This window comes from Rhizobium sp. NZLR11 (assembly GCF_019685115.1).
Lineage (GTDB): Bacteria > Pseudomonadota > Alphaproteobacteria > Rhizobiales > Rhizobiaceae > Rhizobium.
The window spans coordinates 60,546-80,034 of the sequence record NZ_JABDWD010000020.1; the positions used below are offsets into that span (position 1 = coordinate 60,546).

21 protein-coding genes are annotated in these 19,489 nt (G+C 62.6%); 3 read left to right on the top strand and 18 right to left on the bottom strand.

What is annotated here, in order from left to right; genetic code table 11:
* Nucleotides 1-4 precede the first annotated feature (4 nt).
* The 12 genes from HJB83_RS27080 to phnG all read right to left on the bottom strand — a co-directional run bounded on the left by HJB83_RS27080 (nt 5) and on the right by phnG (nt 10,429).
* Nucleotides 5-700, bottom strand: coding sequence for a DUF1045 domain-containing protein (locus HJB83_RS27080; protein ID WP_207582441.1), 696 nt, complete (start codon nt 698-700; stop codon nt 5-7).
* 144 nt (nt 701-844) lie between these two features.
* Complete coding sequence (phnE, locus tag HJB83_RS27085) at nt 845-2,188, bottom strand: phosphonate ABC transporter, permease protein PhnE (RefSeq protein WP_221132961.1); 1,344 nt, start codon at nt 2,186-2,188, stop codon at nt 845-847.
* Between the two features lie 7 nt (nt 2,189-2,195).
* Complete coding sequence (gene phnE, locus HJB83_RS27090) at nt 2,196-3,155, bottom strand: phosphonate ABC transporter, permease protein PhnE (RefSeq protein ID WP_221132962.1); 960 nt, start codon at nt 3,153-3,155, stop codon at nt 2,196-2,198.
* A gap of 65 nt (nt 3,156-3,220) precedes the next feature.
* Entirely contained in the window at nt 3,221-4,126 is a 906-nt protein-coding gene (phnD, locus tag HJB83_RS27095) for a phosphonate ABC transporter substrate-binding protein (RefSeq protein WP_221132963.1), read from the bottom strand.
* A gap of 86 nt (nt 4,127-4,212) precedes the next feature.
* Nucleotides 4,213-5,058 (bottom strand): phosphonate ABC transporter ATP-binding protein, encoded by an 846-nt coding sequence (gene phnC, locus HJB83_RS27100; RefSeq protein WP_221132964.1) that lies wholly within the window; start codon nt 5,056-5,058, stop codon nt 4,213-4,215.
* A 128-nt stretch (nt 5,059-5,186) separates the two neighbouring features.
* Nucleotides 5,187-5,804: a DapH/DapD/GlmU-related protein gene (locus HJB83_RS27105; protein WP_207582446.1), complete on the bottom strand. Its 618-nt coding sequence runs from the start codon at nt 5,802-5,804 to the stop codon at nt 5,187-5,189.
* Nucleotides 5,801-6,508 (bottom strand): phosphonate C-P lyase system protein PhnL, encoded by a 708-nt coding sequence (gene phnL / locus HJB83_RS27110; protein ID WP_221132965.1) that lies wholly within the window; start codon nt 6,506-6,508, stop codon nt 5,801-5,803. Before phnL ends, HJB83_RS27105 begins: the two co-directional genes overlap by 4 nt.
* An 80-nt stretch (nt 6,509-6,588) precedes the next feature.
* Nucleotides 6,589-7,365, bottom strand: coding sequence for a phosphonate C-P lyase system protein PhnK (phnK, locus tag HJB83_RS27115; protein WP_207582448.1), 777 nt, complete (start codon nt 7,363-7,365; stop codon nt 6,589-6,591).
* A complete protein-coding gene (locus HJB83_RS27120) occupies nt 7,362-8,237 on the bottom strand; it encodes an alpha-D-ribose 1-methylphosphonate 5-phosphate C-P-lyase PhnJ (protein ID WP_207582449.1) in 876 nt (291 codons plus the stop codon). Before HJB83_RS27120 ends, phnK begins: the two co-directional genes overlap by 4 nt.
* On the bottom strand, nt 8,234-9,340 hold the full coding sequence (locus HJB83_RS27125; RefSeq protein WP_221132966.1) for a carbon-phosphorus lyase complex subunit PhnI: 1,107 nt from the start codon (nt 9,338-9,340) through the stop codon (nt 8,234-8,236). The genes HJB83_RS27120 and HJB83_RS27125 overlap by 4 nt, the downstream gene beginning before the upstream one ends.
* 4 nt (nt 9,341-9,344) lie before the next feature.
* The gene (gene phnH / locus HJB83_RS27130) at nt 9,345-9,953 is read right to left on the bottom strand and encodes a phosphonate C-P lyase system protein PhnH (protein WP_207582451.1); all 609 of its coding nucleotides are present in this window, start codon (nt 9,951-9,953) and stop codon (nt 9,345-9,347) included.
* On the bottom strand, nt 9,953-10,429 hold the full coding sequence (gene phnG, locus HJB83_RS27135; RefSeq protein WP_207582452.1) for a phosphonate C-P lyase system protein PhnG: 477 nt from the start codon (nt 10,427-10,429) through the stop codon (nt 9,953-9,955). Before phnG ends, phnH begins: the two co-directional genes overlap by 1 nt.
* 106 nt (nt 10,430-10,535) lie before the next feature.
* Here phnG and phnF point away from each other — a divergent pair, with 106 nt between their 5' ends.
* A complete protein-coding gene (phnF, locus tag HJB83_RS27140; RefSeq protein WP_207582453.1) occupies nt 10,536-11,273 on the top strand; it encodes a phosphonate metabolism transcriptional regulator PhnF in 738 nt (245 codons plus the stop codon).
* A 44-nt stretch (nt 11,274-11,317) separates the two neighbouring features.
* Here the strand turns inward: phnF and HJB83_RS27145 are convergent, their stop codons facing one another.
* The 6 genes from HJB83_RS27145 to mepA all read right to left on the bottom strand — a co-directional run bounded on the left by HJB83_RS27145 (nt 11,318) and on the right by mepA (nt 17,362).
* On the bottom strand, nt 11,318-11,953 hold the full coding sequence (locus tag HJB83_RS27145) for a 2,3-bisphosphoglycerate-dependent phosphoglycerate mutase (protein WP_164006076.1): 636 nt from the start codon (nt 11,951-11,953) through the stop codon (nt 11,318-11,320).
* 21 nt (nt 11,954-11,974) lie between these two features.
* The gene (dapB, locus tag HJB83_RS27150; protein ID WP_207582454.1) at nt 11,975-12,799 is read right to left on the bottom strand and encodes a 4-hydroxy-tetrahydrodipicolinate reductase; all 825 of its coding nucleotides are present in this window, start codon (nt 12,797-12,799) and stop codon (nt 11,975-11,977) included.
* Between the two features lie 15 nt (nt 12,800-12,814).
* Nucleotides 12,815-14,602, bottom strand: a complete 1,788-nt coding sequence (locus HJB83_RS27155) for an ABC transporter ATP-binding protein (protein ID WP_207582455.1) — start codon at nt 14,600-14,602, stop codon at nt 12,815-12,817.
* 148 nt (nt 14,603-14,750) lie between these two features.
* Nucleotides 14,751-15,776, bottom strand: a complete 1,026-nt coding sequence (locus HJB83_RS27160) for a glucokinase (protein WP_221132967.1) — start codon at nt 15,774-15,776, stop codon at nt 14,751-14,753.
* Nucleotides 15,777-15,793: 17 nt separating this feature from the next.
* The gene (locus HJB83_RS27165; RefSeq protein ID WP_164006080.1) at nt 15,794-16,174 is read right to left on the bottom strand and encodes a methylglyoxal synthase; all 381 of its coding nucleotides are present in this window, start codon (nt 16,172-16,174) and stop codon (nt 15,794-15,796) included.
* Nucleotides 16,175-16,285: 111 nt separating this feature from the next.
* Complete coding sequence (mepA, locus tag HJB83_RS27170) at nt 16,286-17,362, bottom strand: penicillin-insensitive murein endopeptidase (protein WP_207582458.1); 1,077 nt, start codon at nt 17,360-17,362, stop codon at nt 16,286-16,288.
* 46 nt (nt 17,363-17,408) lie between these two features.
* On the opposite strand from mepA, the gene HJB83_RS27175 reads away from it, so the two are divergent.
* Nucleotides 17,409-17,612: a hypothetical protein gene (locus tag HJB83_RS27175; RefSeq protein WP_207582459.1), complete on the top strand. Its 204-nt coding sequence runs from the start codon at nt 17,409-17,411 to the stop codon at nt 17,610-17,612.
* A 16-nt stretch (nt 17,613-17,628) separates the two neighbouring features.
* Entirely contained in the window at nt 17,629-19,458 is a 1,830-nt protein-coding gene (locus HJB83_RS27180; RefSeq protein ID WP_221132968.1) for an extracellular solute-binding protein, read from the top strand.
* The last annotated feature ends 31 nt before the right edge of the window (nt 19,459-19,489 follow it).

The following is a 19,489-nucleotide window of genomic DNA, read 5'->3' on the forward strand; positions in this document are numbered from 1 at the left end:
TCTTTCAGCTTTTGGCGCCGGCAAGCGGCAGCCAGGAATGAACTTTAAACGGGGCGCCGCGCGTTTCTTCGGTGAAGACGGCAAGGCCCGAAATCGTAAGCGGCCGACCGGTGAAATCGGCAAAACGCTCGGTCAGGATCGCTTTCATCACTGCGGCGCGTGTCTCGGGCACCTGGCCGGTGAGTGTCATGTGGAAGCCGAAATCCTCCATCACATAAGGATAACCCCAGCGCTGCAGATGGGTGCGCTGGCTGTCGCTGAGCTTCTCCGGGTTGCGCCGCGCCATATCGGCCTCGGAAAGCGTTGCGCGGAACGGTTCGAAGGACCTTACCACCTTCGCGGCGAAATCCTGAAGAGGTTGATGAAGAGAACCGGGAACGAGGGCAAAAAAACGACCGAGCTGGCCCAGCACGAGTTCAGGAATCTCGAAAGCTTCAGTGCGCGCGGCAAAATCCTCGGCAACGGCCATGAGATCCTTCTCGGTGACCGAGGCGGCGAGCGAAAACGGTGCCTTGATCGTCGCGTGAAAGCCGTAGCGGCGAGGATCCGCGGTCAGCTCGAACTGCTCCGCCGCACCCAGTCTCTCATGTTCTGACGCAGAATAGGTCTCGCCGGTGAACGCATCGCGGCCGAGCCAGAGCGACGCCTCGCCGGTCAGGGGATCGTCCTTCGGCGGCGAGAAATAGAGAGCATAGCGCAAGGCTTTTATCCTGAGGATCATCGAAACGGGGGAGCGCAATGTGCAGTGATTTGGCGGCGAACCGCAAGCAGGCTCCCGGCTAAAAGATTTCCGTGACAGAATGATGATGGCGGCAGCGCCGCCACGGCCTTTGGAGCGGATATATCAGTGGGTTTTCGTGCCCATCAGCCGGTGGCGCAGCGCGTTCGAGGCGGCGTCGAAAATGAACACGACGATCAGGATCAGGATGACCATGTAGGCGACGTTTTCCCAGTTGGCGTTGGTGCGCATGGCCTCCCACAATTTGAGGCCGATGCCGCCCGCGCCGACGGCGCCGATGATGGTCGCGCCGCGCACGTTCGATTCCCATTGGTAGAGCGTCTGGCTGACGATGACGGGAACGATCTGCGGCATAATGCCGTAACGATGGACGAGCACGGTCTGAGCGCCGGTCGATTTGATGCCTTCCCGTGGCTTGTTGTCGATATTCTCCAGCCCTTCGGAATAGAGCTTGCCGAGCGTGCCGGTCTCGGTGAGGAAGATCGCGCCGCTGCCGGCAAGCGGGCCAGGCCCGAAGGCGCGCGTCAGGAACAGCGCCCAGATCAGCATGTCGACCGAGCGCAGGAAATCGAAAAAGCGCTTCAGGATCTGATTGAGCAGCCGGTTCGGCGTGATGTTGCGCGCCGCCAGGAAGGCCAGCGGGAAGGCTGTGAGCGAGCCGAGCAGCGTTCCGAGGAATGCCATGACGATCGTCTGGAAAAGCTTGGTCCAGACATCGCCGTGCTGCCATTCGCTGTTGTTCCAAATGTCGTCGAAGGCGAGCGCCAGGTTGGACTGGTCGGGCTTGATGCGCGGGCCGGAAACGATGAGACTGACGACCTCGCCGACCGGCTTGTCGAAGAAGGACGATTGCGTGTCGAAGATGAAATTCGCCCAGCCGATGAAACGCTTGCGGATCTTCACCCGGTCGACGGAAATGCTGACGTCGCCGGCAAAGCCGAGATCGGCGAGCACATTGTCGTCATAGACGGTCATCCAGCCGGGCACCGGCCCGACAACTTTCGGCGCACCGCTCGAAACCTCGACGGGAACGCTGATGCCATGCGCGGTGACGGTCGTCTCGCTCTTCGAGACGGTGACGGTGCGGCTGGTGCCGCTGATCGAAACCGTGATGCTGCCATCGGGATTGTTGACCAGCCAGTCCGCATGCGGATTGTCGCCGAGCGGCGAGAAGCGTGGATAGTGGATGTCGATCGAACCGTCATCCCCGATGCGGAATTCCGGCTGAACGTCGTAGCTCACCCATTGGCTGAGATAGATGCCGACGCGCTCCCAATGGGCTTCGGCGAAAAGCTTGGGCAGGTCGAAGAACCAGACGGCATAGAGGCTATAGAGCAGCGTCGCGATCAGGATCATCAGCCCGCCGAAACGCTGGCGGAACGACCGGTGCAAATATTCCGGATAGCGTGTTTCTATCTCATGCATGCGGTTTGCGTCGATCACCGTCATGGCGGCCTCAATGTTGCAGAAGGAAGGCGTGCTCGCCGACGAGGCGGCGGCGCAGCCATGCGGAGAATTGGTCGACGGCGACGATCGTCACGAACAGCAGCAGAACGAGCGCCATCGTCTTCGCGCCGAAGCCGCGCGAGATCGAAAGCTTCAACTCCTCGCCGATGCCGCCGCCGCCGACGGCGCCGATGATGGTCGAGGCGCGCACGTTGATCTCTAGGCGTAAGAGCGCATAGGAGGTGAAATTCGGCAGCACTTGCGGCAGAGCGGCGAAGCGGACGCGCTCCCACCAGTTGGCGCCGACGGCTTTCATGCCCTCATCGGGCTTCATGTCGATATTCTCGGCCACTTCGTAGAAGAGTTTACCGAGCGCGCCGATCGTGTGCAGGGTGATGGCGATGATGGCAGCCACCGGCCCGATCGACAGGATCGCGGAAAACAGGCCGGCGATAACGATCTCAGGGAAGGCGCGCAAAAATTCCATCAGGCGCTTGGCGACGATGCGCAGCGGCCATGAACTCGTCAGGTTGCGGGCGGCAAAGAAGCTCAAGGGAACGGCAAAGACGAAGGCGATGATTGTCGAGATCAGCGCCACGTTGATGGTGACGATCATCAGCTCGAAGTATTCGGGGATGTAGAAAGCGCCCCAGATGTAGACGCGGCCCTTGTCGAAATTGAATTCCTCGCCGCCCTTGTCGTTGACGCTCGCAATGTCGAACAGCGCACGCCAGACATCGTTCCAGTCCCTGGGGATGAGCCAGCTCAAAAAGTCGAAGAGATGCGGCAGGCGGTCGAAGAAATGGCCGGCATTGCTCTCGTCGGCGAAGCGGACGGAACTGACGAAGGCAGCAATCAAGATAACCAGGCCGAGGATAGTGTAGAAGCGGCGCTTGGCGACCATCCGCTCCCAGGCGGTGCCGATCTCCTGCGTGCTCTGCATGTGCGGCTGTGTATCGGCAATAGTCATGGACGCCTCGCCCGATCAAAGATAAAGGGCGGCCGTTTCCGGCCGCCCCGCATTCCAGAAACCGATCAGCCGCCGATGGCAGCTTTGCGAACTTCGACGACGGCGTTGTAGAAGTCGTGCTTGACCGGGGCGTAACCCTTGTAGTCGCCGCCTTCGACAGCCGCGAAGCACTTGTGATCCTTCTCCGGCAGAGCCGTGAAGAAGGCTGCAAGCTTCGTCTGCCAGTCCTGGCCGAGGGCGTTGCGAACGACGAGGGGGCCGTTCGGGATCAGCGGCGAACGCCATACTTCAACCAGCTTGTTCGGATCGACGGCGCCCTTGTCGACTTCCTTGCGGAAGGTGCCGGAGGTGTAGCCGTCTTTGAATTCGCCGATGCCCGACGAGTCGTCGACGGCAACGTCGACCTTGCCGTCATAAGCGGCAAGCAGGTTGTTCTCGTGGCCGCCGTTGAACTGCGTCGAGGCGAAGAACTTGTCGTTCGGCATGCCCGTGTCCTTGGGGATCTGCGTCAGCGGCACGAGATAGCCGGAGGTGGAATCCGGATCGGCGTAGCCGAGCTTCTTGCCCTTGGCGTCCTTGATATTCTTAATGCCGGAGGACTTCAGGGCGAGACCGACCGAGTAGTAACCCGTCGAGCCGTCCTTCTGCTGCGTCGTCAGGATCGGCGTAACAGCTTTCTCGTCCTTGATGTAAATGGCTGCATAGCCGGAAGCGCCGAGTTCGGCGAAGTCGAGCGTGCCGCCGAGCAGGCCCTGGATAACGCCGTCATAGTCGGCGGCGGGGAACAGCGACACCTTCTCGAAGCCGAATTCCTGCTTCAGGTGGTCGGCAAGGCAGGCATAGTTGCGCAGGCGGTCGGTTTCGTTTTCGCCGCCGAGAATGCCGATGCGGAATTCCTTGAGATCTGCCGCGTTGGCGGCGCCGACGAGCGCGAAGAGCGCCGTTGCCGCAAAGAGTGCTTTCTTCAACATGTGTCTCTCCTATTGACCGGTGCCCCCGGTCTTCCGTTACGAAGAAGTGTGCCCTTGACGCGGGCGCTCGATCGCGGCCGGCTCGCTCAGAGACCGGCCAGCGCCAGCGGTTGGGCGCCGGCGGATTGATTGTCTGCCCGCTCGGGAGCGATATTGATGGACGTCGAGGTCATCGTTTCGTCGATGCCGGCGCCATCCTTGTCCGTCCCGTAGATTGCCTTCACTGCCTCGGCGGTCAGTTCCGAAGCCTTGCCGTCGAAGACGACGCGGCCGCCGGCCATGCCGACGATGCGCTCACAATAGTTGCGGGCGGTGTCGAGCGTGTGAAGGTTGGTGATGACGGTGATGCCCTCGCGCTCGTTTATATCGCGCAGCGCATCCATGACGATCTTGGCATTCAGCGGATCGAGCGAGGCGATCGGCTCGTCGGCAAGAACCATCTTCGGGTTTTGCATCAGCGCCCGTGCAATCGCTACGCGCTGCTGCTGGCCGCCGGAAAGCGTGCCGGATGCCTGCAACGCCGTCTGCTCGATGCCGAGGCGTTCGAGCGCAGCGATGGCATGTACACGTTCCTCGCGGGTGAAGATGTTGAGCAGGCTCAGAAGCGTCGAGCGGTGGTTGAGGCGGCCGAGCATGACATTGGTCAGAACGTCGAGGCGCGGCACCAGGTTGAACTGCTGGAAGATCATCGCGCAATCGCGCTGCCAGTTGCGCAACGCCCGGCCGCGAAGCCCGGAGACCTCGACGCCGGCGAAATGAATGGAGCCGGAGCTCGGTTCCTGCAGCCGGTTGATCATGCGCAAGAGCGTCGACTTGCCGGCGCCGGATCGGCCGATGATGCCGACCATCTGGCCCTGAGGAATGTCGAGCGTGACGGAATCGACGGCGAGCTTTTTTCCGAAACGACGTGTGACATTCTTCAGCTCGAACATCATGCTTTCCCTTTGCACTCCAGGCCTTGGTCAGCATCGCATTAGTCCCGCTTGATGAACCTCCCATGTCATATTTGTGTAAGTCCTGTCACATATCCCCGCGCTTGTTGCGCATCTATATCGGCGGTTTAACCACCGTAGCGGAACAGGAAATCTTCCGCGCTCAGGTTGCGGAAATCCTGCAGCGCCTGGCGCAGCCGGTCGTGCTCCCAATCCCACCAGGAAAGCCTGTCCATCCGTTCACCGATCTCTCTTGGAAAGCGTTCGCGGATTGGTTTGGCCGGCACGCCGCCGACGATCGCGTAGGGAGCGACATCCTTCGATACCACCGCACCGGCGCCGATCACCGCGCCGTTGCCGACGGTGACGCCGGGCAGGATGGTCGCCCCATGGCCGATCCAGACATCGTTGCCGATCGTCACGCGGTTTGCCCGCCGCCAGGCGAAGAAATCGGTTTCCATGTCGCCGTCCGGCCAGTAGTCGGCGGCACGATAGGTGAAATGATGCAGCGTCGCCCGCCAGGTCGGATGATTGGTGGCGTTGATGCGCACGGCGGCGGCAATATTGACGAACTTGCCGATCGTTGCGCACCAGACTGAGCCATCCTGCATGATGTAGGAATAGTCGCCGAACGTGGCCTCGCTGATGCGGCAGCGCTCGGAGACCTCCGTATAGCGACCGAAGGTGGAATCGCTGACGGATGCCGTCTCATGCACATAGGGCTCGATGCCAAGCTTGCGGCTCATGCGGCGATCTTTCCAGGCGAGAACAGCTGGACGTCGAGGATGCGGTCGGCGACCGCCTCGCGCACTTCCTCGTCGTGGAAAATGCCGAGAAGCGCGACACCCGCCTTCTTCTTCTCCTCGATCATGCCGACGACGACGGCACGGTTTTTGGCATCGAGCGAGGCTGTGGGTTCGTCGAGAAGCAGGATCGTGTGCTCGGTGATGAAGCCGCGGGCGATGTTGACGCGCTGCTGCTCGCCGCCGGAGAAGGTGGCGGGTGGAAGTTGCCAGAGCGCTTCCGGCAGGTTGAGCCTGGCAAGCAGGGCGCCCGCCTTTTCCCGTGCCGTGGCGGCGTCTTCGCCGCGCGCCACAAGCGGTTCGGCAACCACATCGACCGCCGCGACGCGCGGTACTGTGCGCAGGAACTGGCTGACATAGCCGAGCGTGTGGCGCCGCACGTTGAGCACGGTGCGCGGATCGGCGGCGGCGAGCTCGACGATGCGCTGATCGTGGCGTATGAGGATCTGGCCAGTGTCGACGGCATAATTGCCGTAGATCATCTTGAGCAGCGAGCTCTTGCCGACGCCCGATGGGCCGCCGAGCACGACGCATTCGCCTGAGGCGACCGAGAAGGCGACATTGGAAACGACGGGCAGCCTGATGCCGTCGCGCAGGTGCATGGTGAAGCTTTTCGAGACTTCGGAAACGACGAGGGGCGTTGGCATGATGTCTTCTTTCCTGGTTTCGGATTTACAGCGCCGGCCCCTGAAAAGACGCGCAAGGACGCTGTAAAATCTTGAATTGCTCAGACCTGCAGGATCGAGGAGACGAGCAGTTGCGTGTAGGGTTCGCGCGGGTCGTCGAGCACCCGGTCGGTGAGCCCGTGTTCGATTACGTAGCCGTCCTTCATCACCATCATCCGGTGTGAGAGCAGGCGGGCGACGGCGAGATCGTGGGTGACGATGATCGCCGACAGGCCGAGATCGTTAACAAGGCCGCGCACCAGATCGAGCAGGCGTGCCTGCACCGAGACGTCGAGGCCGCCCGTGGGTTCGTCCATGAAGACGAGGCGCGGGCCGGTGACGAGGTTGCGGGCGATCTGCAGGCGCTGGCGCATGCCGCCGGAAAAGGCGCGCGGCTGGTCGTCGATGCGGTCGGCGTCGATCTCGACGCGCTCCAGCCAATCGATCGCCGAAGCGCGGATCGTGCCATAGTGCCGGTCGCCGATCGCCATCAGCCGTTCGCCGACATTGGCGCCGGCGGAGACGGTCATGCGCAGGCCGTCGGCCGGATTCTGGTGCACGAAGCCCCAGTCGGTGCGCATCAGGAAACGCCGCTCGGCCTCGTTCATGCGGTAGAGGTCGCGGTAGCTGCCGTCGCGCATGTGGTATTCGACGCTGCCAGTGCTCGGCAGCAGCCGGGTGGAGAGGCAGTTCAGCAGTGTCGTCTTGCCGGAGCCGGACTCGCCGACGATGGCGAGCACTTCGCCCGGCCAGAGATCGAAGGAGACGTCGCGGCAGCCGATCCGGTTGCCGTAAAATTTCGAAACGTCATGGACTTTGAGAAGCGGGATATCGCTCATTCTGCAGCCTCCCGGGCCAACATCTCGCCGGCATGCCCATGGGCGCGGCGGTCTTCGCAGTGATCGGTGTCGGAGCAGACGAACATGCGCCCGCCCTTGTCGTCGAGAACCACCTCGTCCAGATAGACATCCTCGGCACCGCAAAGGGCGCAGGGCTTGTCGAAGCGCTGGATGTCGAAGGGATAGTCATCGAAATCCAGGCTGACGACGTCGGTATAGGGCGGAACCGCATAGATGCGCTTCTCGCGTCCCGCGCCGAAAAGCTGCAGCGCGTCCGACATATGCATCTTCGGATTGTCGAATTTCGGCGTCGGCGACGGGTCCATGACGTAACGGCCGTGTACCTTCACCGGATAGGCATAGGTCTTGGAGATGCGGCCGTTATGGGCGATATCCTCGTAGAGCTTCACATGCATCAGGCCGTATTCCTCGAGAGCATGCATCTTGCGCGTCTCGGTCTCGCGCGGTTCGAGGAAACGCAGCGGCTCGGGGATAGGCACCTGGTAAACGAGCACCTGGCCGGGCCCGAGCTTCTCTTCCGGAATGCGGTGGCGCGTCTGGATGATCGTCGCCTCGCCTGTGCGCGTCGTCACCGCGACATTGGCGACCTTCTGGAAAAAAGCGCGGATGGAAACGGCGTTGGTCGTGTCGTCGGCACCCTGGTCGATGACCTTCAGCACGTCATCCGGTCCGATGATCGAGGCCGTCACCTGCACGCCACCGGTGCCCCAGCCGTAAGGCATCGGCATTTCGCGCGAAGCGAAAGGCACCTGATAGCCGGGAATGGCGATCGCTTTCAGGATGGCGCGGCGGATCATCCTTTTGGTCTGTTCGTCGAGATAGGCGAAGTTGTAGCTGGCCAGATCGCTCATTCGGCGGCCTCCTTCATGTCTTCGCCAGCGTTGCGGGCGGCTTCGAATTCGCGACGCATGCGGCGGACGAGATCGAGTTCGGCCTGGAAGTCCACATAATGCGGAAGCTTCAGGTGCTCGACGAAGCCGGTCGCCTGGACGTTGTCGGAGTGCGAGATGACGAATTCCTCGTCCTGTGCCGGGGCGGTGATATCCTCGCCGAGCTCTTCGGCACGAAGCGCCCTGTCGACCAGCGACATCGCCATCGCCTTGCGCTCGCTCTGGCCGAAGACCAGGCCGTAGCCGCGGGTAAATTGCGGGGGTGCCTTCGCCGAACCCTTGAACTGGTTGACCATTTGGCACTCGGTGATCTGGATCGTGCCCAGCGAGACGGCAAAACCGAGTTCCGGCACGTCGAATTCCACCTCGACCTCGCCGATACGGATCTCGCCGGTGAAGGGGTGGTTGCGGCCGTAGCCGCGCTGGGTGGAATAACCGAGCGCCAGCAGAAAACCTTCGTCGCCGCGGGCGAGCGCCTGCAGGCGCAGATCGCGGGTCATCGGAAATTCCATCGGCTCGCGGGTCAGGTCGCCGATCTCGTGATCCTCAGGCATGTCGCCGTCGGCCTCGATCAGCCCCTCCTCGCCGAGGATCTCGGAGACGCGCATGACGCGGCCGGTCTCGGCTGTGCGCTGGGCAGGCGTCTCGACCGCCTCGTCGGAAAGCAGCGACGGATCGAGCAGCCGGTGGGTATAATCGAAGGTGGGCCCAAGAAGCTGGCCGCCCGGCAGATCCTTGTAGGTCGCCGAGATGCGGCGTTCGATCGTCATATCAGCCGTGTCAAGCGGCTTGGAATAGCCGAAACGCGGCAGCGTCGTGCGGTAGGCGCGCAGCAGGAAGATCGCCTCGATCATATCGCCGCGCGACTGGCGGACGGCAAGCGCTGCGAGTGTGCGGTCGAAAAGCGAGGCCTCGGCCATCACCCGGTCGACGGCGAGCGCCATCTGCGCCACGATCTGTTCGATGCCGATCGCCGGCAACGAACGGTCGCCGCGGCGGCGGTCGGCCAGCAGGCGGTGGGCATTGGCGATGGCGGCCTCGCCACCCTTGACGGCAACATACATGAGCTCAGATCTCCGTTGCTGTGATCTTGGTGGTGCGCGGCAGGCAGAGGAAACGCTCGGCCGACGTCAGCACGATGTCGATGCCGCGCGGGAAGAGCGCGCGGTTCTCGGTCCAGAGCCGCAGGAAGGTCTCCGGCAGCCCGACAGGCGCGATTTCCGTCACAGTCTGGATACCGGGCCCCATCAGCGCCAGCCTGCGTCCACCCTCGAGATCGGCGAGCTCGATGACAACAGTCGTCGAGCGGTCGGGATATTCCTGCGTGCCCGATGCAAACAGGCCGAAGGAGCAAAGCGCGGTGCCGGCCTCCGTGAAGGCGAAGCGGGCCTCAGCCTTTTCACCGGTCAGCGGCGCGCCGGTGTGGAAGCCGAGCCACTCCGGCGCGGCCGATTTCGCCAGTCCCTGGGACAGCCAGACAGGCGTGTCGTGGTCGCAAAGCGTCAGCGCGATCGTGCCGGCGCCAATACCGAACGGCACAGGCGGCGCGACATCGGGCCGGACGGTGTGGATCGTGCCGGGGCGAGCCATGCCGTCCATCAGCATCTTGAAGACGCTCTGGGCGTGGAAGACCGGGTCGGCAAAGCCACCTGTGAGGGCTTCTGTCTTCAGTCCCATCAGTTGTCTCCCCGCACCATGGTGAAGAAATCGACGCGGGTCGCTGCCGTCTCGTCCGCCTTGCGGCGTTCGGCATCGGCGATCCGTTCGGCGACGGGCAAAAGCAGTGCCTGTTCGACAAAATCCTTCGTCGCCTCCTCCTGCCAGAGCGCGTCGAAGATCGCCGCCAGCCGGGCCTTCTCACGGTCGGTGCCCAGCGCCTGGGCATGGCCGATCGCCCCGGAGACGAGCCGGACCGTGGCCCGGGTCACTGTGACCTCGCCAAGATTGAAGGGAGCGCCGCCGCCGCCGATGCGGCCGCGGACCATCACCAACCCGGTCTCCGGTCCGCGCACCGGATGTGCCGCGGGCTTTTCCGGCAACGCGTTCCAGACCGCCGAGAGTTCGCTCAGTTCCGCGCGCGCCAGCAGGTCGGCGGCGCGTTTGCGCCCGGATGCCGTCTGTGGCGTTGCGCCTGTCCTATCCGCTGATATCATTGTCGCTTCCTCAAATGTCTATTGATATAGACAACCATACAAGATATACCTACGCTTAAATCGATGTGGTGACAAGCGTGACATCGGACGTGGGAACGGGGGCGGAATGCCAGGATTAAAGCAGGTGCAAAGGCAGACCGGCGTGGCGCTCTGGCGCCAGATCGCCGATCGGATCCGCGAAGCGATCAGCAGCGGTACCTATGACGAGACCGGAATGGTGCCGCCGGAGACGGTCCTGGCGCTGCAATTCGGCGTCAACCGGCATACGGTGCGGAGCGCTTTGGCGGCCTTGGCGCAGGAAGGGATCGTCCGTGCGGTACAAGGTCGCGGCACGCTGATCGAGCGCAAGGAGCGGCTGAATTTCCCGATTGCCCGGCGCACGCGATTTACCGCCGGCATCGGCGATCAGGCGCGCGAGATGCGCGGCCTTCTGCTCGACGAGGTGAAGGAGGAGGCCAGCGCCGAGGTCGCCCGCTGGCTGAATATCAAGCCAGGGGGGCAGGTGATCCGGCTGGAAACATTGCGCCATGCCGACAGGCGGCCGGTTTCAAAGGCGACGAGCTGGTTTCCTGCCGGGCGTTTTGCCGGGATCGGCGAGGCCTACCGCAAGCACGAATCGATCACCAAGGCTTTCGCCGAGCTCGGCCTGTCGGACTATGTCCGTGCAACGACCGAGGTGACGGCCGCCCATGCGAATGCAGCCGATATGGCCGACCTCGAACTCACCCCCGGCGCGATCCTGCTGATCGCAAAGGCGATGAACACTGATCTCGATGGCGTGCCGGTGCAATATTCGATCAGCCGGTTCGCAGCCGACCGGGTGCAGTTCACCATCGAGAATTGAGACATGAGGTGCCAGCCGACTCCGGCTGGCACGGACGACAGAATTCAGTGTGCGCCGGACATATCGCCGAGCACTTCCTTCGACGCGACGGTGGAATCCGCCTTCAGCTTGTAGACCATGGGAACGCCGGTCGCGAGATTGAGGGCAAGCACGCCTTCTTTGCTCAGCTTGTCGAGCACCATGACAAGCGAGCGCAGCGAATTGCCGTGTGCCGCAACCAGCACCTTCTCGCCGTTGAGCACGCGCGGCAGGATTTCTGTGAGGTAGTAGGGCCAGACGCGGGCGCCGGTATCGCGCAGGCTCTCGCCCCCGGGCGGCGGCACGTCATAAGAGCGGCGCCAGATATGCACCTGTTCCTCGCCCCATTTGGCGCGAGCATCGTCTTTGTTGAGACCGGAGAGATCGCCATAGTCGCGCTCGTTCAGCGCCTGGTCGCGGATCGTTGGCAGATCGGGCTGGCCGACCTTGTCGAGGATGAGCTTCAGCGTGTGCTGCGCGCGCACCAGCACCGAGGTGTAGGCGACGTCGAATTTGATCCCGTATTCGGCAAGCGCCTTGCCGCCGGCATTGGCCTCCTCGATGCCGAGCGCCGTCAGATCGGGATCCTTCCAGCCGGTGAAGAGATTCTTCAGGTTCCAGTCGCTCTGGCCGTGGCGAACGAGGACGAGGGTACCGCTCATGAATTTGCCTCCGCAATATCGTTATGAAGAAGAAAGCCCGAGCACGTCGAGCATGGAATAGAGACCCGGCTTCTTGTCGCGCGCCCAGAGTGCGGCCTTGATGGCGCCGCGCGCAAAGATCGAGCGGTCGGCTGCGCTGTGCGACAGGGTGACGATTTCGCCTTCACCGGCGAACAGCACCGAATGCTCGCCGATGACGGAGCCGCCGCGCAGCGTCGCAAAGCCGATCGTGCCGGCTTGCCGGGCGCCGGTATGGCCGTCGCGCACACGCACGGATTTTGCGGCAAGATCGATGCCGCGCCCCTTTGCTGCGGCCTCGCCGAACAGAAGGGCGGTGCCGGAAGGCGCATCCACCTTGTGCTTGTGGTGCATTTCCAGGATCTCGATATCCCAGTCATCAGGCTCGAGCGCACGCGCGGCCTGCTCGGCGAGCACGCTGAGCAGATTGACCCCGAGGCTCATATTGCCTGATTTGACGATACGGGCATGGCGGGCGGCGGCGGCGATCTTGGCATTGTCTTCAGCCGAACAGCCGGTCGTGCCGACGACATGGACGATGCGGGCCTGAGCGGCGAGGCCGCAGAATTCCGTTGTTGCGGCAGGCGAGGTGAAGTCGAGCACGCCTTCGGCATCCAGAAAGGCATTGAGCGGATCGTCGCCGATAATGACACCGGTCGGGCCGAGACCGGCGATCTCGCCGGCATCCTTGCCGATAAAGGGCGAACCGCTGCGCTCGACTGCGGCATGGAGTGTGGCGCCCTCAATGGAATGGATGAGCCGGATCAGCGTCTGCCCCATGCGCCCGGCTGCGCCAACCACCACCAGTTTCATCGCAGCATCGCTCATGTCATGCTCACCAGGTCAGTTTGAATCTGAGGCCGAAGGCCTCTGCAGATTGTTGAGGCGAGCGTAAAGACCGTCGCGGACCTTCGCAAGCGTCTCGTGATTGCCTTCCTCGACGACGCGGCCCTGCTGCATGACGACGATCTTGTCGGCGCGCACCACGGTCGAAAGCCGGTGGGCGATGACGACGACGGTACGGCCGGTCATCGCCTCGTCGAGCGCCTTCTGCACGGCCGCTTCGGATTCGGTGTCGAGGGCTGAGGTCGCCTCGTCGAGAAGCAGGATCGGCGCATTGCGCACCAGGGCACGCGCAATCGACAGCCGTTGGCGCTGGCCGCCGGAAAGCGTCACGCCGTTTTCGCCGACCGGCGTCTCGTAACCCTGCGGCTGGGCTGAGATGAAATCATGCGCATAGGCAAGCCGGGCCGCTTCTTCCACCTCGGCATCGGTCGCTTCCGGCCGGCCATAGCGGATATTGTCGCGGATCGTGCCCTCGAACAGGTAGGGCTGCTGCGAGACATAGGCGAGCTGCTGGCGCAGCGACTTCTTGGTGATGTGGGCGATGTCCTGTCCGTCGATCAGGATTTCGCCCTCGCGCGGATCGTAGAAGCGCGGAATGAGGTTGATGACGGTGGATTTGCCGGCCCCCGAAGGGCCGACCAGCGCCGTGGTCGCGCCGCCCTCGGCGATGAAGCTCACACCGCTCAACACGCTCTCACTGCCATAGCCGAAGGAAACGTTGCGGAATTCGATTCTGGCTTGCGTCACCGTCAGCGGCTGGGCATCCGGCAGGTCGCGCTGGCGCGGCTCCATGTCGAGCAATTCATAGATCATCCGCGCATTGACGACGGCACGCTCCATCTGCACCTGCAGGCGGGCAAGCCGGCGGGCCGGGTCATAGGCAAGCAGCAGCGCCGTGACGAAAGAGAAAAAGGCGCCGGGCGGCACATTGTAGTAGATTGAGCGGTAGGCGGCATAGGCCAGCACGCTGGCGACGGCAAAGCCCGCGAAACTTTCTGTCAGCGGAGACGTGCGTTCGGAAAGCCGGGCAATCCGGTTCGCCCTGTTTTCGGCACCCTTGATGAGCTTGGTGACCTTGCGTTCCAGTTCGTCTTCCATCGTGAAGGCTTTCACGATGGCGATGCCCTGGATCGTCTCCTGCATGGCGCCGAGAACGTGGCTGTTCAAATGCACGGCTTCGCGCGTCGCCGAGCGCAGCCGCTTGGAAACATAACGCAGCGCATAAAGCAGCGGCGGGGCCATGATGAACACCGCAAGGCTGAGCAACGGATCCTGGAGGATCATCACGGCCAGCAGCGAAATGAAGGTCAGCAGGTCGCGCACCGTCGAGGTGATCGTCAAGTTGAGCACATCGCGGATGCCGCTGACGTTCTGGCTCACCTGCGCGGCGATATGGGCAGAGCGGGCCTCGCTGAAGAAGCCGACCGAAAGCGTCATCAGATGCGAATAGAGCCGGCGCTGGTAACGCGCGACGATATCGTTGCCGACTTTGGAAAGCGTCACCGCCTGGCCGTAACTGGCAAAACCGCGCAGCACGAAAGCGATGAAAATCGAAAGACAGATGATCCAGACGACGTCGGCGCGCCGGTTGGCGAAGGCCTCGTCGATGATCGCCCGCATGATCCACGCGGTAAACGCCGTCGAAAGCGCCACCACGATCAAGCAGGCAATCGCAAAGACATAGCCCCAGAGATGATCGCGGCCGTTTTCAGCGATGATGCGCTTCAGGATGCCGGTTACGGTATCGCTGCTGACGCTCTGCGTTCTGCTTTCCGCCGCTTCCAAAAATGAGGTTTCCTGTCTCGGACCAAACGCGGCGCGGGGGCGACGCGTACTTTTGCCGGCTCTATAAAGAGTTGGGACTGGTTTGGCTAGAGCGCCGCGCGTCCGGATAGGACGCGAAAGGGGCGCTCTATTGCTCTGCGCGCCGGGGTCAGCGCCGCCAGCGGCGGCCTTCCGTCGAGACGCCGAAATTCGCCGGCATGCGGGCATAGGAGGAAAGCCCGGCAAGCGCTGCCAGCGGATGCGTCACCACATAGGTCGGGATGGTGCGAAGCAGCGCCGTATGCGGCGCCTTGTCCTCGAAGGCGATGCGGAATTCCGGCCTCTTCAACGCCGGGAGGATCTTCTGTGAGATGCCGCCGGACAGATAGACGCCGCCGCGCGCCATGAAAACCATCGCCATGTCGCCCGCCACCCGGCCGAGATAGGTGGCAAACAGCGAGACGGTCTCAACGGCCGCCTTGTCGCTGCCGGCAAGTGCGTGCGAGGTGATGTCGGCCGGATCCTTCATCGTCGGCTGGATGCCGTCGACCACGCAGATGGCGTGGTAGAGGTTGACGAGGCCGCGCCCGCAGAGGATCTGCTCGGCGGAGACGCGGCCTTCGATCGTCTCGATATGGGGGAAGATTTGATAGTCGCGTTTGCTGCGCGGTCCGAGATCGACATGGCCGCCTTCGCCGGGAACCGGGATCCAGCTGTGTTGGGCATGCACCAGCCCGCCGACGCCGAGACCGGTGCCCGGTCCGAGCACGACGCGGGAGGCGATCAGGTCGCCGGTGGCGTCGCCGATGCGTTCGCGGTTCTCATCCGAAAGGGCGGCGACTGCCAGCGCCTGCGCCTCGAAATCGTTGACGACGAGCACGTCCTCCATGCCGAGGCCCTCGATCATCGTCTTTGGCCGCACCACCCAGTCGCAATTGGTCAGCGGGATCTCGTCGTCGTTGATCGGGCCGGCGACAGCAAGGATCGCCGAACGCGGCTGCACGGCTGTTTTGTCGAGCACGCCTTGCTGGATCGCTTCCTCGATCGTCGCGAAATCCGCCGTGCGCACGTTCGGAAACCGCTTCGGCTCGGCATAGGCATCGGTCAGGATGGAGAAGCGGGCATTCGTGCCGCCGATATCGCCGATCAGGATCGGGAAAGGCAGCGGAGCGGTGCTGTTGTTCGGTTTTGGCATGGCCGGTTCCGTGCTGATCAGGCTTCGAGTGTGGGAAGAAGTTTTATAGCGGTCGCGTGGTTGAGCGCCATCGGAATATCGTAAAAGATCGCCAGCCGCATCAGCGCCTTGACGTCGACATCGTGCGGCATCGGCGTCAAGGGGTCGACGAAGAAGATCAGGGCGTCGACCTCGCCGGTCGAAATCAGCGCGCCGATCTGCTGGTCGCCGCCGAGCGGTCCGCTTTTCAGCCTGGTGACGTCGAGATCCGGGGCGGCGTCGAGCACCCGCCCGCCGGTCGTGCCGGTGGCGACGATCTTCCAGCGGGAGAGGATGTCCCGGTGAGCGCGGGCGAAATCCGCCATGTCGTCTTTCTTCTGGTCATGCGCAATCAATGCAAGGCATTTGCCGCCGGCCATGAACCCAATCTCCGCCCAAGCAATTCAATCGATTTGACCGCTTCTATACCAAGAATTTGCGATTTGAAAGACAGCGCGCCCTCCCTCGGCGCCTCGGTCTCGGGCCGCCCTTCATTGTATCGCCGGCTTGTCGTTTGGAACCGGCCCGACATCCGGCAGTGCCCCATCGGGATCGGCGGCCGGCTCTGCTGCCGGAGCGGCGGTGAGCGCGCTTGCGGCGGAAGCTCCGCTATAGGTGGCGGCCTGCATCGAGGCGACGGCAGCGGCATCGAGCACCGCGGCGCAGCCCTTCGGCAGGTCCGAAACCATCATCTCGCGCGGCGGCTTCGGCGGTTTGGCGCCGGGCTTCGGCGGTTTCGGCGGCGCCCAGGGGGCCGGCGTGAACCACCAGGCGAGCGACTTGTCGCAGCCATCGCCGGCGGCAACAGGGGCTTGCGGCGTGCATCCGGCCGCACCGGCCGGGCATTTGATGCGGATGTGGAAATGCGAGTCATGGCCGTATTCCGGCCGAAGCTTGCCGAGATTGGTGCGGTCGCCCGTCCAGGTGTCGCACATCTTCTTCTTGATCGCCGGGTTGACGAATATGCGTTGCACCTCGGGATAGCTTGCCGCCAGCATCAGCAGCCGCGCTCGCGATTGCGTCCACACGTTCGGGTCGACGGTCAGGAACTTGTCCTTCTGCAGCATCGTGGTGAAGGGCAGGTCCTCGCGCTCCTTGGCCGTCATGCGGCGCGCCGGCATCGGCGTAAACCAGACATCGGCATCGAGGCCGATCTGGTGCGAGGCATGACCGTTGAACATCGGCCCGCCGCGCGGCTGCGCAATATCGCCGACGAGGATACCCGGCCAGCCGGCATATTTGGCCCCGTCCTCAGAAAGACGTTCGAGCAGCGAAATCATCGCCGGATTGCCCCAGCGGCGATTGCGCGAAAGCCGCATCGCCTCCCAGGTCGGCCCGTCGGTCGGCAGCGCCACCGCCCCGGTCATGCAGCCCTTGGCGTAAAAGCCGATCGGCTGCGCTGACCCCTGGGTCGGCATGCTGACGGCGCCGAACTGGCCTTTGGCGCTGCCTGGGCTTGGCGTCTTCTGCTCAGCGCCGACATCGCCGGCGGCAAGGCCTGCGCCGATTGCGCCGGCAAGCGTCAGTTTGCCGAATCTCCTGAAAGCCTGCGCGAAGCCGAAAGCCATACTATTTCCTTGAACCGCTGCCGAAGTGATTTGCGTCGAATCTATCGTGAAAAGCGATTTTGGTGAATCGATGATTTGGCTGGCGGGGATCGCCGCAGGCGGTGACGGATCGCCGCAGCGCTCGCCCGATCCCGCTGACGCTTTCAACCTTGACGCGGCCGAGCCAGGTCAAATTTTCGCGTGCCCGGCAAAAACCAAACTCTCTCCTGTTTTTCGCCGGTATTTTTCGTATTGTCGAACCCATCAATAATCAGGGGAAAGCGTGAATGGCTCTGTGGTCGAAGATCGGTGTATTTCTATCGCTTGCGGGGGCCTTGGCGCCCATGACGGCAACGGGTCAGGACCAGCCCTTTAAGATCGGCAGCTCCGTCATCAGCGAGATGAAGTACAAGCCGGGCTTTGCGCATTTCGACTATGTCAATCCTGATGCACTGAAAGGCGGAGATCTGCGCCTTTCAGCAAGCGGCGCCTTCGACACCTTCAACCCTCTGCTGGCAAAAGGCCAAACAGCGATAGGTCTGTCGCTTGCCTACGACACGTTGATGAAGCCGGCAGATGACGAACTCCTGGTCTCCTACGGTCTGCTTGCCGAGGGGCTATCCTATCCCGTTGACGTCTCCAGCGCGACATTTCGCCTGCGCAAGGAGGCGAAATGGGCAGATGGTCAGCCGGTAACGCCCGAAGACGTCATCTTCAGCCTGGACAAGACCAAGGAATTGAACCCCCTCGCCGGTAACTATTACCATCACGTCGTCAAGGCGGAAAAGACCGGCGATCGGGACGTCACCTTCATCTTCGACGAGAAGAACAACCGCGAACTGCCAAACATTCTTGGCCAGTTGATGATCGTGCCGAAACATTGGTGGGAGGCGGCCGGACCGGATGGCAAGCCGCGCGACATTACCAAGACGACTCTGGAGCCGGTGATGGGTTCCGGGCCTTACAAGATTGCTTCCTTCTCGCCCGGCGCCACGATCCGTTATGAACTGCGTGACGACTATTGGGGCAAGGATCTCAATGTGAATGTCGGCCAGAACAATTTCCGCAATGTCATCTACACCTATTTCGGTGATCGGGATGTCGAGTTCGAAGCCTTTCGCGCCGGCAGTAGCGACTATTGGCAGGAGACGACGGCTGCCCGCTGGGCGACTGGATATGATTTTCCCGCGATGAAGGAAGGACGCATCAAGAAGGAGGAGGTTGCAAATCCGCTACGCTCCACCGGCATCCTGCAAGCGCTCGTACCCAACATGCGGCGTGACCTCTTCAAGGACGAGCGGGTCCGCGAGGCGCTGAACTACGGCCTCGATTTCGAGGAGCTGAACCGCACCGTTGCCTTTAACAGTTACAAGCGCATCGACAGCTATTTCTGGAACACCGACCTCGCCTCCTCCGGTCTGCCGCAGGGGCGTGAGCTCGAATTACTGCAAGGCCTGAAAGACAAGATTCCCCCGGAGGTCTTCACAACGCCGTACACCAATCCCGTCGGCGGCGATCCGCAGAAGAGCCGCGACAACCTCCGCAAGGCGATTGCTCTTCTGAAAGAAGCCGGTTGGGAGCTGAAGGGCAATCGCATGGTCAATACCAAGACCGGCCAGCCGATGAGTTTCGAGATACTGTTGTCGAGCGCCATGTTGGAGCGCTGGGCGGTGCCTTATGCCAGCAATCTCAAGAAAATCGGCATAGATGCGCGGGTTCGGACAGTCGACGCTTCGCAAGCTGTCAACCGCGAACGCAGCTTTGATTACGATATGATCTGGAATGTCTGGGCGGAGACGATGAATCCGGGCAATGAGCAAGCCGACTATTGGGGATCCGGCTCGGTCAACCAGCAGGGTTCTCGCAACTACGCCGGCATTGCCAACCCGGCCGTGGATGAGCTCATTCGCATGATTATCTTCGCGCCGAACCGCGACGAACAGGTCGCTGCGATCAAGGCCATGGACCGGGTCTTGCTTGCAAATCACTACGTCATCCCGCTGTTCTACCGTGATACCTACAACATCGCCTATTGGAACACCGTCACGCATCCGGCCGAGTTTCCGGCCTACAGCCTTGGCTTCCCCGATGCCTGGTGGTCGACCTCGGCAAAATGAGCGGGCTTGCAATACAGGGGTCCTGGGCTCC